We start from the raw sequence: 14,596 nt of genomic DNA, 5'->3' as shown, positions 1-14,596 counted from the left end.
GAGCCTTTCCACAGGTGAAATGGCTGGTGTAACGGGGAGTTAGCGGGCTTTGGGCGGAACTGGCACGGAGTCTGCCTGAAGGATTGTATACAAAATCAGGCAGGCATCGTACGCAGGTGCCGCCACCACGGAGGAGGCGATTCATGACCCAGCAGATTCCCCCGGGCTACAGCCCGCGCCTGTACAACGAAGACCTCGGCCCGGTCGAGCAGAAATGGAGCTGGTACAACATCTTCGCCTTCTGGATGAGCGACGTGCACAGCGTGGGTGGCTATGTCTTCGCCGCCAGTCTCTTCGCCCTGGGGCTGGCCAGCTGGCAGGTGCTGATCGCCCTGCTGGTGGGTATCTGCATCATCCAGGTGATCGCCAACCTCGTCGCCCGGCCGAGCCAGCAGGCGGGGGTGCCCTATCCGGTCATCTGTCGCCTGGCCTTCGGCGTGTTCGGGGCGAACATCCCCGCGGTGATCCGCGGCCTGATCGCGGTCGCCTGGTATGGCATCCAGACCTATCTCGCCTCCAGCGCCCTGGTCATCGTGGTGCTGCGCTTCTTCCCGGCGCTGGCCGTCTATGGCGACACCAGCTTCCTCGGACTTTCCTACCTCGGCTGGATGGGCTTCCTGACCCTCTGGGTATTGCAGGGCTGCGTATTCTGGGCCGGCATGGAGTCCATCCGCCGCTTCATCGACTGGGCCGGGCCAGCGGTCTATGCGGTGATGTTCCTGCTGGCTGCCTGGATCGTCTGGCGCGCCGGCTGGAGCAACATCAGCTTCACCTTGGCGGAAAAGCAGCTGACCGGCTGGGCCGCCTTCGGCCAGGTGATCATGGCCATCGCCCTGGTGGTGTCCTATTTCTCCGGGCCCACGCTCAACTTCGGTGACTTCAGCCGCTACTGCCGTTCCATGCAGGACGTCCGCCGCGGCAACTTCTGGGGCCTGCCGATCAACTTCCTCGCATTCTCCCTGGTGACCGTGGTGATCGTCTCCGGCACCCTGCCGGTGTTCGGCGAGATGATCCACGATCCCATCGCCACCGTGGCCCGCATCGACAACACCACCGCGGTGCTGCTCGGCGCCTTCACCTTCGTCACCGCCACCATCGGCATCAACATCGTCGCCAACTTCGTCTCGCCGGCCTTCGACTTCGCCAACGTGGCACCGAGCAAGATCAGCTGGCGAGCCGGCGGCATGATCGCGGCCGTGGCCTCGATCTTCATCACCCCCTGGAACCTGTTCAACAACCCCGAGGTGATCCACTACACTCTGGATGTGCTGGCGGCCTGCATCGGTCCGCTGTTCGGCATCCTGCTGGTGGACTACTACCTGCTGCGCAAGGGCAAAATCGAGGTCGACGCCCTGTTCGACGCCACCCCGGGCGGCACCTATTGGTACAGCGGCGGGGTCAACTGGGTGGCGGTGCAGGCGCTGGTCGCCGCCGCGCTGATCGGGCTGTGCTTCACCTTCGTGCCCTGGTTCAAGCCCATCGCCAACTTCGCCTGGTTCACCGGCTGCTTCCTGGGCGGGCTGTTCTTCCATGTGCTGAGCCGTCGCAGCACCGGTCCGCTGCCGGCGAGTGGCGCCGCTGCGGTGTGATCGAGCCGCTGATCCTGTGCGGCCGGCGCGGGCTACCCGCTCCGGCCGCTGGCGTTTCCGGCTAGACTAGGGGTTTTGCTCCAAGGCATTTCGCCCATGTCCACTCCTGTCATCAAGACGCCCTGCGTCGGCCTGTGCTCGACGATGTTCGGTGACCACGTCTGCCGTGGCTGCAAGAGATTCCACCACGAGGTGGTGAACTGGAATCTCTATAACGAAGACGAGCGCCGCGCCGTCTGGGCGCGGCTGGAAGTACTGCTGGTGCAGGTAGTGTCGGCCAAGGTCGACGTCTTCGATGCTGCGCGGCTGCGCCAGCAGTTGCAGCAGCGCAGCATCCGCTTCCGTCCGGACCAGTCCGAATATTGCTGGGCGTACCAGTTGCTGGCACGCGGCGCACGCCACATCCAGCAACTGGACGCCTATGGTGTGCGGCTGCTGCCCGAATTCCGCGAGCGGCCGCTGGCGGAGTTGCGCGATGCCATCGACCGGGAATTCTTCCTGCTGTCCGAAGCCCATTACGACCGCTATATCGCCCCGCGCTTCCTGCTCGAGGGCGTCGACAGCCGGGTCTGAATCCTCGGGATCGAGCAGCGCTGCCCGCGGCCGTCTCTTTCTCTATAATGCGCGGCTTTTGCACGGGATTACGCTGATGTCCTTGCCCGAGATGCACGAATTCCTCGGTTGCCGCACGCCGGATGCCTGGGTCGAGGCCGCGCTGCAGGATCTGCCGACGCTGCTGCAGGATCATGCCAACAACGAGAAGAAGGCCGCCGGCGCCGCCTTCCACTATCTGTTCACCTATTCCAACCGCGCCGAGTTGTCCTGGAAGATGTCGCGCATCGCTCGCGAGGAGCTGCGGCATTTCGAGCAGGTGCTACAGATCATGAAGCGGCGCGGCATCGAGCATCGCAATGTCAGCTCGGCCCGCTATGCCGGCGCCCTGCGCAAGCTCTGCCGCAACCACGAGCCACTGAAGCTGACCGACAGCCTGGTGATCGGCGCCTTCATCGAATGCCGTTCCTGCGAGCGCTTCGGCGCCGTGGCACCCCATTTGGACGAGGAGCTGGGCAAGTTCTACAGCGGTCTGCTGGCCTCCGAGGCGCGCCACTTCCAGGACTACCTCAAGCTGGCCTATCTCTATGGCGAGCGGGACGACGTCGACGCCAAGATCGCCGAGGTGCGCGCCATGGAGGTGGAGCTGATCACCTCCAGCGACCGTGAGTTGAGATTCCACAGCGGGATCCCGCAGGTAGCCTGAGCCGCCTCACTTGCAGGCCTTGGTCTCGCCGACGTAGGGATTGCCACGGCCCATGAGGCAGGCCAGGTGCTGGTTGCGCTGGCGCTCCCAGGCCTCCGGCGGGTACTGCTTGGTCCAGGCGGTATAGAGCTGCCGGTCCTGCTTGGACAGGCGCAGGCCGTAGCGATCGCTCATGTAGAAGTAGGTGCGCGCCACCATGCCGCGGATTTCCGGGCGTGGCATCGCGGTCTTGGCCTTGAAGTCCACCACCATCTGGCAGGCACCGTACTGGGTCGCCTTCTGCGGCAGCCAGCCGAAGGCGAAGTTGCTGCGGTCGCCGTTGACCTCGCCGACCACCGGGACCAGGTTGAACAGATCGGCCTCGGCCTTCTGGTACACCGGGTCGTTGGCGGTGCAGTTCTTGCGGCCGCCCTTTTGCCAGCACTGGCGCTGATGGCCGATGACCCAGGCCGGCACGATGTGCTCCCACTCGATGCGACTGGCGCGCTGGGCGCTCTTGCGCGGGACGTAGCCGCAACTCTTCAGGTCGACGGTCTTGCCGCTGTAGTGGCAGCCACAGTAGAAGTCCACGCCCTGCTTGGCATAGACCTTGGCGGCGACCCGCTTGGCCTCGGTGAAGGTGCGGGGCGGTTCCGGTGTCGCCAGGGCGCTCAGGGAGGCCAGCGTCAGGCAAAGCAGCAGGGCGGGGCGTAACGACATGGAGAATCCGTCCGAAAAAGCGCGGATACTACCGACCCGTACCGGGTGGCGGTGTGACCGGGTTCACTGGCAGCCGTCGCGCTTCGCTGCCGCCTGGGAAGTGGAACCCGATTCGATATCAATGACTTAGAGGTAAGGCATGGCAGCCTGGGACATCTTCTGCACGGTGGTCGACAACTACGGCGACGCGGGTATCACCTGGCGTCTGGCCCATCAGCTGGTCACCGAGCATGACCAGCAGGTGCGCCTCTGGATCGACGACCTCTATCCCCTGGCACGCATCCAGCCGGGGGTGGACGGTACCGCCGAAGCGCAAAGCCACAAGGGCGTGGAGGTACGGCGCTGGCATGCCGACTGGGCGGCGGTCGAAGCGGGCGATGTGGTGGTGGAAGCCTTCGCCTGCCAGTTGCCGGAGGGTTTCGTCGCGGCCATGGCACGGCGGAGCGAACGCCCGCTGTGGCTCAATCTGGAGTATCTCAGCGCCGAGGCGTGGATCGAGGGCTGCCACGCCTTGCCCTCGCTGCAGCCGACCGGCCTGAACAAGTACTTCTTCTTTCCCGGCTTCACGCCCAAGGTGGGCGGCCTGTTGCGCGAGCAGGGCCTGCTCGCGCAGCGGGACGCCTTCCTGGCGAGCGCCGAGACGCGTGCCGCCTTCCTCGCCGGCCTCGGGGTCCAGCCGCAGCCAGGGGAGCGGCTGTTCTCCCTGTTCGCCTACGAGAACCCGGCGCTGATCGACTGGCTGGATGCCCTCAGCGCCGGCGCGCAGCCTACCTGTCTACTGGTGCCCGAGGGGCGGGTGCTGGCCAACGTGGCGGCCTGGCTGGGCGTCGACTGGCTCAAGGCGGGGGACAGTCATCGCCGTGGGGCGCTGCGGGTCCAGGTGCTGCCTTTCGTCGCCCAGCAGGACTACGACCGCCTGCTGTGGTGCTGCGAGTTCAACGCGATTCGCGGCGAGGATTCCTTCGTCCGGGCGCAATGGGCGGCTCATCCCTTCGTGTGGCACATCTATCCGCAAGAGGAAGACGCCCATTTCGTCAAGCTCGAGGCCTTCCTCGCGCGCCATGTCGAGACCGCCACCCCGGCGCTCGCCGCCGCCGTGAGCGCCTTCTGGCTGGCCTGGAACGGCCGTGGCGACCTGGCCGCCGCCTGGTCCGCGCTCGATGCCCAGGTCACGGATTGGCGCCTGCTGGCGCGTGACTGGAGCCAGTTGCAGGGCTCTTACAGCGATCTCGCCGCCAGCCTGGTGCAATTTCATACAGATTGGCTATCATATGGCGCCTCGAAATCCCGTTCTTCCATCCATACGGATAACCGCATGAAAACCGCACAAGAGTTCCGTGCCGGCCAAGTGGCCATGATCGACAACGCTCCCTGGGTCATCCAGAAAGCTGAATACAACAAGTCCGGCCGTAACGCTGCAGTGGTCAAGATGAAGCTGAAGAGCCTGCTGTCCGGCAGCGCGACGGAAACCGTCTTCCGCGCCGACGACAAGCTGGAGCCGGTCATCCTGGATCGCAAGGAAGTCACCTACTCCTACTTCGCCGATCCGCTGTACGTCTTCGTCGACACCGACTACAACCAGTACGAAGTCGAGAAGGACGACCTGGGCGAAGCCATCGCCTTCATCGAAGACGGCATGACCGACGTCTGCGAAGCCGTGTTCTACAACGAGCGCGTCATCTCCATCGAGCTGCCGACCACCATCGTGCGCCAGATCGCCTACACCGAGCCGGCCGTTCGCGGCGATACCTCGGGCAAGGTCATGAAGACCGCTCGCCTGAACAACGGCTACGAGCTGAAGGTGTCCGAGTTCTGCGACATCGGTGACCACATCGAGATCGACACCCGTACCAACGAGTACAAGTCGCGCGCCAAGGTCTAAGCCAGGCGTCTCGATGGAAAGCCCGGTTCGCCGGGCTTTTTGCTGTCTGGGGTTTGGCCATGACCTGCCAGTGCGCGGGTCGGGCCGGTTTCTCTCACTGTCCTATCCGGATCGTACCGCCGTGGAAGCGCTGTTTACCTTGTTGATCGATGTCGTCCTCGGGGCGGTGCTGGGCGTGGTGGGTGGGCTGTTCGGCATCGGCGGCGGGCTGATCGCCATTCCGGTGCTGGCTTTGCTGTTCGGTCTCGATCAGCAGCTGGCGCAGGGTACGGCCCTGGTGATGGTAGTGCCCAACGTGCTGCTGTCGGTCTACAAGTACAACCAGCGCAACCGTATCGATTGGCAGCGGGCGGCCCTGCTGGCGGGCGCGGGCATGGCCTCGGCGCTCCTGGGTACCGCCCTGGCGGTATCGCTGGATGCCCGTTCCATGCGCCATGGCTTCGTCGGCTTCCTGCTGCTGCTGGTGCTCTACAACCTCTGGCAGCTCTATCGTCGTGGTCAGCCGCCGCTCACCACCCCCAGTCGTACCGGATTGGCAATACTGGGTCTCATAGCCGGTCTGGTGGGCGGGCTGTTCGGCGTCGGCGGCGCGGTGATCGCCACGCCGATCCTCGCTGGGGTGATGGGGCTGACCCAGGTCGCGGCCCAGGGCATGTCCCTGGCCATGGCGCTGCCCACCACCGGCGTCACCCTGGTGAGCTACGCCTGGCATGGCGAAGTGGCTTGGGGCATTGGCATTCCCTTGGCCCTTGGTGGCCTGCTCAGCGTGAGCTGGGGCGTGAAGCTGGCCCACCAGCTGCCCGAACGGCTGCTGCGCCTGCTGTTCTGCGGCTTCCTGCTGCTCTGCGCGATCCTGTTGGCGCTACGCTGACTACTGCCGAAAGCCCTCGGCGATATGCTCGGCGAGGGTGTCGATGATGGGCGAGGCACTGCGCGGATTGCGCAGGAGCTCGATGGAGCAGGCGGGAAGGTCCGGCATGTCTTCCGCTTCCCCCAGTCGGCGCAAGTCGGCGGGCAGCAGGCTCTCCAACTGTGCGGTCACCGCCAGGCCCGCCTTGACGATCCCCAGCAGCGCCGCCAGGCTCGGACTGCTGTAGGCCAGGCGGTAGCCGCGCTGGCGGTTGTCCAGTGCCCGGCGCGCCCATTCGCTGAGAAAGCAGGAGGTATTGAACATCGCCAGCGGCAGGGTATCGCGCTGATGCACGTCGAAGCCCGGCGCCTCGGCCCAGACGAAGCGCTCGCGGCGCAGCGGCAGGCCGATCTCGTTGCCCGGCTCCCGGGTGACGATGGTGAGATCCAGGTCCTGGCGCTGCAGCAGGCCGGCGGTGGTCTCGCAGTGGACGTCCACCTGCACCAGCGGATAGGCCTTGGCGAAGCCCGCCAGGATGCCCGGGATGAACCTCATGACGTAGTCGTCGGGGGTACCGATGCGGACGATACCCACCATGTGCGGCTCGCGCAGGGTGGTCATCACCTCGCCATGCAACTTGAGAATGCGCCGCGCATAGCCCAGCAGGATCTGACCTTCCGCAGTCAGGCGCACCTGGCGCCCGTCGCGCTCGAACAGGCGGCGCTCCAGGACGTCGTCCTCGAGCTTGCGCATCTGCATGCTGACCGCCGACTGGGTGCGATTGACCACCTCGGCCGCGCGGGTGAAGCCGCCCTGGTCGGCAATGGCGACGAAGGTGCGCAACAGGTCGGTGTCTATGCTCGGGTAATTCATGGCATCAGCCCGCTGAATGGATTGCATCAGAAAGATTCGTTGGATTGATGTTATGCCAGATCCGATAGTCGAGCCATCACCCTCGTCGAAGGAAGATCGTCATGGCTCAGCTTCTCGTTCGTTCTGGTTCCGCTGTTCGTGCCCACGGCCAAGCACGCGCCCAGGGCCGTCTGTCGCAGCTGCTCGGTTGGCTCAAGCGCGCGGTGGAGATCTCGCGTCAGCGCCGGGCGCTCTATCGACTGGACGACGCCGCCCTGAGCGACCTGGGCCTGAGCCGCGCCGACGCCTGGCAAGAGGCCGACAAGCCGTTCTGGACGCAACCGGCGCAGGAGTGCGAGCGGCGATCCTGCTAGGGTAGGGCGTCGCTCTTGCTGAAGGAGTTCGGATGGACAGTCTTTCCCTGCGTCAGGCCCGGCGTCTGGCGTTGCGGGCCCAGGGCTTCGGCCTCCCGCCCAAGGCGGGTGCCGGCCCGGCGGCACTGTATCGCCAGGCCGCGCGTCTCGGGGTGCTGCAGATCGATTCGGTCAATGCCCTGGTCCGCTCCCATTACCTGCCGTTGTTCAGTCGCCTGGGTCGCTATGCCGTCGCCGACTTCGATGCCCTGGCCTGGGGGCAGGGCCGCCAGCGCCAACTTTACGAGTGCTGGGCGCACGAGGCCTCGCTGGTGCCGGCCGAGGTCTGGGCCGAGTTGCGTTGGCGGCGGGACCTGGCGCGTCAGGGCATCGGTATCTATCGGCAACTCGCCAGCTTCGCGGCCGAGCAGCCGCACCTGGTGGCCCAGACCCTGGAGGCGGTGGTGCAGCGCGGCGCCCTGGGCGCCGGCAGTCTGGCGAAGCGGGTCGATACGGCCGGTCCCTGGTGGGACTGGAGTCCGAGCAAGCTGGCGCTGGAGTGGCTGTTCGCCTCCGGCGAGGTGACCGTCGCCAGTCGCCGGGGCTTCGAGCGCCTGTACGACCTACCGGAGCGGGTCCTGCCGGCGGCGATCCTGGCGGCACCTGCGACGACCCCGGACGCCGCGCGGCGGGCCCTGTTGCTGCGCAGCGCCGAGGCCCTGGGCGTGGCGACCGAGGTCCAGCTGCGGGACTATTTCCGCCTCGGTCCGACGGAGGCGCGCCAGGGTATCGCCGAGCTGCAGGAGGAGGGCAGCCTGCAGCGGATCGGCGTGGAAGGCTGGGCGAAGCCTGCCTATGTCACGGCGCAGCCGACGCCCGAGCGACCGGTCCGCGCGGCGGCGCTGCTGTCACCCTTCGATTCCCTGGTCTGGGACAGGGACCGCGCCGAGCAGCTGTTCGCCTTCCGCTATCGACTGGAGCTCTACACGCCGGCGGCGAAGCGGGTCTATGGCTACTATGTGCTGCCCTTTCTCTATGGCGAGCGGCTCGCGGGGCGGGTGGATCTACGTGCCGAACGCGCGGCCTCGCGCCTGGCGGTGCATGCGGTGCACCTGGAGCCGGCGGGACTCGACGAGCAGGGGCTGGAGGCCCTGGCCGGGCAGTTGCGCAACCTGGCCGACTGGCTCGGCCTCGACGAGGTGCAGTTGCACAAGCCGGCCAGCCTGTTGCAGGAGGCGCTGGCGCAGCATTAGGTGGTCGCCGCGCCGGCGACCACCTGGCTCGGTCAGCGGCGGATACCCTTGAGCGTCTCGGCGATCATGAAGGCCAGTTCCAGGGACTGGTCGGCATTCAGGCGCGGATCGCAATGGGTGTGGTAGCGGTCGGAGAGGGCGTCCTCGGTCACCGGGCGGGCGCCGCCGATGCATTCGGTGACGTTCTGTCCGGTCATCTCGATATGGATGCCGCCGGCATAGGTACCTTCCGCCTTGTGCACGCCGAAGAATTCCTTGACCTCGCCCAGCACGCTGGCGAAATCCCGGGTCTTGTAGCCGGTGGAGGCCTTGATGGTGTTGCCGTGCATGGGGTCCGAACTCCACAGCACCTGGCGACCCTCGCGCTCCACGGTCTGGATCAACCGTGGCAGGTGGTCGCCGACCTTGCCCGCGCCCATGCGCACGATCAGGTTGAGGCGGCCTGGATCGTTCTCGGGATTGAGGGTGTCGATCAGGCGGATCAGGTCCTCGCAGGTGGTGGAGGGGCCGACCTTGACGCCGATGGGGTTGTTGACCCCGCGCAGGAATTCGACGTGGGCACCGTCGGGCTGGCGCGTGCGGTCGCCGATCCAGAGCATGTGCGCCGAGCAGTCGTACCAGTTGCCGGTCAGGCTGTCGCGGCGGACGAAGGCTTCCTCGTAGTTCAGCAGCAGCGCCTCGTGGGCGGTGAAGAAGTTGGTTTCCTTCACCTGGGGCGCGGTATCCAGACCGCAGGCGCGCATGAACGCCAGGGTCTCGTCGATGCGGTCCGCCAACTGGTGGTAGCGGTCGGCCAGTGCCGAGTTGGCGATGAAATCCAGGTTCCAGCGGTGCACCTGGTGCAGGTCGGCGAAGCCGCCCTGGGCGAAGGCGCGCAGCAGGTTGAGGGTCGCGGTGGACTGGTTGTAGGCCTGGATCAGCCGCTGCGGATCCGGGATGCGGCTGCCTTCGGTGAAGTCGATACCGTTGACGATGTCGCCGCGGTAGGCCGGCAGGGACACGCCGTCCTGGACTTCGGCGCCGGAGGAGCGCGGCTTGGCGAACTGGCCGGCCATGCGGCCGACCTTGACCACCGGGCAACCGGCGGCGAAGGTCATGACCACCGCCATCTGCAGCAGTACCTTGAAGGTGTCGCGAATCTTGCCGGCGGAGAATTCGAAGAAGCTTTCCGCGCAGTCACCGCCCTGCAACAGGAAGGCCCGACCCTGGGTGACCTCGGCGAATTGCCGCCGCAATTCACGGGCTTCGCCCGCGAACACCAGCGGCGGATAACCGGCGAGGGTGCGCTCTACCTCGGCGAGGCGGGCTTGATCGGGGTACTCGGGCTGCTGCTGGATGGGCAGGCCTCTCCAGCTGGTGGGACTCCAGGGCGCGGACATGATTCTCTCTGCACGGTTCGACGAAGCCTTCCATGGTAACCGAAGGAGCGGCCATCGCTCGATAGACAGTGCCCATCGCGGCTACCATGGAGATCAATGAAGGAGGGTGGCCATGGCCGAGACGGAAGTATTGCTGGAAGAGGTCATCGACGACCATGGACGGATCCGGGTGATCGAGGTCGGTCCCTATCGGTTTCTGGAGTTCGGTGAAGAGGTCGAGCAGAGCTGTGTCTTCACCCGGGATCCGGCGTGGCTCGAATACGACTACAACCGCGCCATGCTGCTGGGGGCGCTCTGCCATCCAGCACCGCGCCGCGCACTGTTTCTCGGGCTGGGCGCCGGCACCCTGACCCAGGCCTGTCTCAAATGGCTGGCGCTGGAGGCCGTGGAGGCGCTGGAGTTGCGGCCGGAGGTGCCACGCCTGGCCCGCCAGCACCTGGGCCTGGATGACGATCCGCGCTTGACCATCCGCATCGGCGATGCCCTCGAACTGCTCGACAGCGCCGCGCCGACGGATCTGCTCTTCGTCGACCTCTATACCGACGTCGGTCCGTCCAGCGCCCACCTCGCCTGGCGCTTCCTGGAAGATTGCCAGACCAAGCTCAATCCCGGTGGCTGGCTGATGATCAATCAGTGGAGCGCCACCGATGGCAAGCCGCTGGGGGCTGCCCTGCTGCGCGGCCTGTTCCGCCATCACTACTGGGAGTGCCCGGTGGTGGAAGGCAACGTCATTCTGCTGGTGCCGGCGAGCCTGGAGCAGACCCTGGACGAGTCTGGCACGCGGCGGCGGATACAGGAGCTGGCGGCGCGCGCGGGATTCGACCTGGAGCCTTACCTGGACAATCTGCGTGCGGCAACCTGACCACAAAAGTAGACCAAGGTTCTCTGGAGAAATGTCCAGGGTTCGGGTATTATTCGCCCCGGTCTTTTTGACCTTCCGTTCAGGAACTGCATTCTCCCGGTCCGCCGCCATGGCCACGCCGGTCGTGCGTTCGCCCGACGGCGAACAATCCTAGACGCTTCACCCCCTTTCATCCGCTATTTCGCAAAAAGCTCACACCTTGGCTGCCTGGGCGACTTCGGTCATTCGGATAAGCGCAGCCCTTGGCTTTGGGGTCTTTGCGAAGCACACGAGGCAAGACAATGACCCAGGACACCAGCAATTTCGCTGCGCTCAATCTCAATCCCGCCATCCTCGCCGCCATCAAGGCCGTCGGCTACGAAGAGCCGTCGCCCATCCAGTCGCAGTCCATCCCGGTGATCCTCGCCGGCCACGACATGATCGGCCAGGCGCAGACCGGTACCGGCAAGACCGCGGCCTTCGCTCTGCCGCTGCTCTCCAAGCTCGACCCGTCCCGCCGCGAGCCCCAGATTCTGGTGCTGGTTCCTACCCGGGAACTGGCCCTGCAGGTAGCGACTGCCTGCGAAACCTATTCCACCGAGATGCCCGGCGTGAAGGTCGTGGCCCTCTACGGCGGCGCCCCCATGGGCCCGCAGCTGAAATCCCTGCGCATGGGCGCCCAGGTCCTCGTCGCCACCCCCGGTCGTCTGTGCGACCACCTGCGTCGCGACGACAACCTGCTGGCCACCGTCCAGCACCTGGTGCTCGACGAAGCCGACGAGATGCTCAAGCTGGGCTTCATGGATGACCTCGAATTCATCTTCGAAGCCATGCCGGAATCCCGCCAGACCGTGCTGTTCTCGGCGACTCTGCCGCCGTCGATCCGCGCCATCGCCGAGCGTCACCTCAAGGAACCGCAGCACGTCCGCATCGCGGCCAAGACCCAGACCGTCGCCCGCATCGAGCAGGCGCACCTGATGGTTCACGCCGACCAGAAGCCGGCCTCGGTGCTGCGCCTCTTGGAAGTGGAGAACTTCGACGCCCTGATCGCCTTCGTCCGCACCAAGCAGGCGACCCTGGACCTGGCCGAGCTGCTCGAGCGCCAGGGCTATCGCGTCAGTGCCCTGAACGGCGACATGCCCCAGGCCCAGCGCGAGAAGACCATCGAGTCCCTGAAGGACGGCTCGCTGGACATCGTGGTCGCCACCGACGTGGCCGCCCGTGGCCTGGACGTGGCGCGCATCACCCACGTGCTGAACGTGGACATGCCCTACGACCCCGAGTCCTATGTGCACCGCATCGGCCGTACCGGCCGTGCCGGTCGCGAAGGCCGCGCGCTGCTGCTTGTGACGCCGCGTGAGCGCCGCATGCTGCAGGTCATCGAGCGCGTCACCGGTCAGCGCGTGGGCGAGATTCGCCTGCCCGACGCCGAAGCCGTGCTGGAAGCCCGTATCTCCCGCCTGGCCGATGGCGTGGGTTCGCTGCTGGCCGACGCCGATGCCACCCATGGCGCCCTGCGTCAGGAGCTCTGCGAGCGCCTGCAGTGCGATCCCTCGACCCTGGCCGCCGCGCTGCTGGCCAAGCTGACCTCCGGTCGTGCCCTGGACCTCGAGTCCGTGCGCCGTGAGCAGCCGCTGACCCCTGGCGCTGGCCGTGGCGACCGTCCGCGGACCGAACGCGGCGAGCGTGGTGACCGTCCTGAGCGTGGCGAGCGCGGTGAGCGTGCGGATCGCGGCGAACGTCGTCCGATGCAGCCGCTGCCGGAAGGCCGCGTCCGTTGCCGCACCGCCCTGGGCGCGCGCGACGGCATCGCCGCCAAGAACCTCCTGGGTGCCATCATCAATGAAGGCGGCATGGATCGCGAGGCCATCGGCCGCATCCAGATCCGTGACTCCTTCAGCCTGGTGGAACTGCCCGAGGACGGTCTCGAGCGACTGCTGACCAAGCTCAAGGACACCCGCGTCGCCGGCAAGGCCCTGCGCCTGCGTCGTTACCGCGAGGATTGATCCCCGCGGTGATACGAAAAAGCCCCGGATGACCGGGGCTTTTTTCTGCCTGCGAGAAAGGTGGGGCGGGGCTAGAGGATCACCTTGTCCTTCAACTTCTCCGCCGCCAGCTGCAGGGCCTGGATGACGCGCTCCTTGTCGTAGTTCTGGATGTTGTTGGTGTCCAGATACATGGAGAAGCCGGGCAGTTCGTGCTCGACATAGCTCGGCGAGGCGCCGAGGTCGCGGCGGAAGTCCACCACCTGGTAGATCTGCACCGGCTTGCTGAAGCCCTTGACGGTGATCCAGCTCTTGTCGCGGCACATGATGGTTTCCTTGATCAGCGAGTAGGTCTCGTGGCTGATCAGGATCTCGCCGGCATCGGCGGCGTTTTCCAGGCGGCTGGCGAGGTTCACTTCGCGGCCGATGATGGTGTAGTCCATGCGCGTGCTGGAACCGAAGTTGCCGACCGTGCAATAGCCGGTGTTCAGCCCCATGCGGATTTCCAGTGGCTTGTTGATGCCCTGGCTGCGCCATTGCTGGCGCAGCACCTTCATGTGCTTGCGCATGGCGATGGCCATGGACACCGCGGCGACGGCGTCCTTCTTGGCGCCCTGGCTGTTGGCGTCGCCGAAGAAGACCATGACGCAGTCACCGACGAACTTGTCGATGGTGCCGCCATATTTCACGGCGATCTTCGACATTTCGTTGAGGTAGTTGTTGAGCATGTCGGTGAGGGCCTCAGCTTCCAGCTCTTCGGACAGCTCGGTGAAACCCTTGATGTCGGAGAAGAACACCGTGATCTTCTTGCGCTGGGTGCCCAGGGCGATGTGCTGCTTGCCGGTGAAGATCGACTCCCATACCTGGGGCGAGAGGTACTTGGCCAGGTTGTGCGCCAGGATCGACGACTTCTCCTGCTCGCGCTTGAGGTCATCGTTGATCTGGATGAGGCGCTTGCGCTGCCGGTGCAGGAAATAGCCGGTGCCCCAGAGGTGCAGCATGGTACCCACCACGCTGGTGACGGCCACCAGCAGCGGGCTGGTCAGGTCGACGCCCTGGAAGAAGGTCGCGCTGCCGAGGGCCGCGGCGCTGGTGGCGAACAGCAGGCACAGGCCGAGCAGGCGCGGGCCCCCGCGCAGCATGCTGGTGTAGCCGAGCATGAACAGCAGCATCAGGGTCGGCATCAGTGGAAAGCGCAGCACGACCGCGGCCATGCCGACATGGATGGCGTCGATGGCGGCCAGCAGGATGTCGGTCTGGGCACCGCGATCACGCCGGAGTTTGAGACTCAGGGTCTGGGCGAGGTGCGGATAGAGCAGGGCATAGGGGATCAGCCAGAGGCCCACGGCGTCGGCCTGGGTGTAGTAACCCGCGGTGACCGTGGCGGCGGCGATCAGATAGGCGAACACCCGGGCGTAGTACACGCCCAGACTGTCACCGGACGCAGCGAGGAACCGGTTGAGCGCAAACTTCATCTGTCGGGTCCGTTTCGAAAAGGGCGAGAGGTCGGGATAACTCCGTTCGCGACGATGAAAGCGGCCGGGTTTTCAAGCTGTAGCGATCTTAGCCGACCGCCCGGGCGGCGGCCAACATCGGTAGCCAATCCGCTGCTGTGACAGCGAAATTCGTCAGTCGTCCCTGGGGTACACTGCCGT

13 protein-coding genes and 1 pseudogene are annotated in these 14,596 nt (G+C 65.8%); 10 read left to right on the top strand and 4 right to left on the bottom strand.

Annotation, left to right across the window (positions count from 1 at the left end; all coding sequences use genetic code 11):
- Positions 1 to 143: 143 nt before the first annotated feature.
- The 3 genes from FSV73_RS02300 to FSV73_RS02290 all read left to right on the top strand — a co-directional run bounded on the left by FSV73_RS02300 (position 144) and on the right by FSV73_RS02290 (position 2,847).
- Positions 144 to 1,589 (top strand): NCS1 family nucleobase:cation symporter-1, encoded by a 1,446-nt coding sequence (locus tag FSV73_RS02300; RefSeq protein WP_145003254.1) that lies wholly within the window; start codon positions 144 to 146, stop codon positions 1,587 to 1,589.
- Between the two features lie 96 nt (positions 1,590 to 1,685).
- Positions 1,686 to 2,162 (top strand): DUF1289 domain-containing protein, encoded by a 477-nt coding sequence (locus tag FSV73_RS02295; protein WP_145003251.1) that lies wholly within the window; start codon positions 1,686 to 1,688, stop codon positions 2,160 to 2,162.
- Positions 2,163 to 2,235: 73 nt separating this feature from the next.
- On the top strand, positions 2,236 to 2,847 hold the full coding sequence (locus FSV73_RS02290; RefSeq protein WP_186309151.1) for a tRNA-(ms[2]io[6]A)-hydroxylase: 612 nt from the start codon (positions 2,236 to 2,238) through the stop codon (positions 2,845 to 2,847).
- 6 nt (positions 2,848 to 2,853) lie between these two features.
- Here FSV73_RS02290 and FSV73_RS02285 read toward each other — a convergent pair whose 3' ends face one another.
- Positions 2,854 to 3,546 carry an endonuclease gene (locus tag FSV73_RS02285; RefSeq protein WP_145003245.1) on the bottom strand — a complete coding sequence of 231 codons (693 nt, stop codon included), beginning with the start codon at positions 3,544 to 3,546 and terminating at the stop codon, positions 2,854 to 2,856.
- Between the two features lie 139 nt (positions 3,547 to 3,685).
- On the opposite strand from FSV73_RS02285, the pseudogene earP reads away from it, so the two are divergent.
- The 3 genes and pseudogenes from earP to FSV73_RS02275 all read left to right on the top strand — a co-directional run.
- Positions 3,686 to 4,813, top strand: a pseudogene (gene earP / locus FSV73_RS25505) (elongation factor P maturation arginine rhamnosyltransferase EarP); the annotation flags it as partial.
- 48 nt (positions 4,814 to 4,861) lie between these two features.
- Entirely contained in the window at positions 4,862 to 5,428 is a 567-nt protein-coding gene (gene efp / locus FSV73_RS25500; protein WP_186309150.1) for an elongation factor P, read from the top strand.
- A 130-nt stretch (positions 5,429 to 5,558) separates the two neighbouring features.
- Complete coding sequence (locus FSV73_RS02275; RefSeq protein ID WP_145004186.1) at positions 5,559 to 6,299, top strand: sulfite exporter TauE/SafE family protein; 741 nt, start codon at positions 5,559 to 5,561, stop codon at positions 6,297 to 6,299.
- On the opposite strand, the gene FSV73_RS02270 is transcribed toward FSV73_RS02275, so the two are convergent.
- Positions 6,300 to 7,151, bottom strand: a complete 852-nt coding sequence (locus tag FSV73_RS02270; protein WP_145004183.1) for a LysR family transcriptional regulator — start codon at positions 7,149 to 7,151, stop codon at positions 6,300 to 6,302.
- A 101-nt stretch (positions 7,152 to 7,252) separates the two neighbouring features.
- On the opposite strand from FSV73_RS02270, the gene FSV73_RS02265 reads away from it, so the two are divergent.
- Both FSV73_RS02265 and FSV73_RS02260 read left to right on the top strand, forming a co-directional pair.
- Complete coding sequence (locus tag FSV73_RS02265; RefSeq protein WP_145003240.1) at positions 7,253 to 7,504, top strand: DUF1127 domain-containing protein; 252 nt, start codon at positions 7,253 to 7,255, stop codon at positions 7,502 to 7,504.
- 32 nt (positions 7,505 to 7,536) lie between these two features.
- On the top strand, positions 7,537 to 8,736 hold the full coding sequence (locus tag FSV73_RS02260) for a winged helix-turn-helix domain-containing protein (RefSeq protein WP_145003237.1): 1,200 nt from the start codon (positions 7,537 to 7,539) through the stop codon (positions 8,734 to 8,736).
- Between the two features lie 32 nt (positions 8,737 to 8,768).
- Here the strand turns inward: FSV73_RS02260 and FSV73_RS02255 are convergent, their stop codons facing one another.
- The gene (locus tag FSV73_RS02255; protein ID WP_145003234.1) at positions 8,769 to 10,115 is read right to left on the bottom strand and encodes a class II 3-deoxy-7-phosphoheptulonate synthase; all 1,347 of its coding nucleotides are present in this window, start codon (positions 10,113 to 10,115) and stop codon (positions 8,769 to 8,771) included.
- 112 nt (positions 10,116 to 10,227) lie between these two features.
- Between FSV73_RS02255 and FSV73_RS02250 the strand changes: the two genes are divergently transcribed.
- Entirely contained in the window at positions 10,228 to 10,977 is a 750-nt protein-coding gene (locus FSV73_RS02250) for a spermidine synthase (protein ID WP_145003231.1), read from the top strand.
- 281 nt (positions 10,978 to 11,258) lie between these two features.
- Positions 11,259 to 12,962, top strand: a complete 1,704-nt coding sequence (locus tag FSV73_RS02245) for a DEAD/DEAH box helicase (protein ID WP_145003228.1) — start codon at positions 11,259 to 11,261, stop codon at positions 12,960 to 12,962.
- A 71-nt stretch (positions 12,963 to 13,033) separates the two neighbouring features.
- Here FSV73_RS02245 and FSV73_RS02240 read toward each other — a convergent pair whose 3' ends face one another.
- Positions 13,034 to 14,416: an adenylate/guanylate cyclase domain-containing protein gene (locus tag FSV73_RS02240; protein WP_145003225.1), complete on the bottom strand. Its 1,383-nt coding sequence runs from the start codon at positions 14,414 to 14,416 to the stop codon at positions 13,034 to 13,036.
- Positions 14,417 to 14,596 lie beyond the last annotated feature (180 nt).

This window comes from Pseudomonas oryzihabitans, from assembly GCF_007665395.1.
GTDB classification, from domain to species: domain Bacteria; phylum Pseudomonadota; class Gammaproteobacteria; order Pseudomonadales; family Pseudomonadaceae; genus Chryseomonas; species Chryseomonas psychrotolerans_C.
The sequence above is the reverse complement of the archived record's forward strand: the minus strand, read 5'-3'. Positions and strand labels throughout refer to the sequence as shown.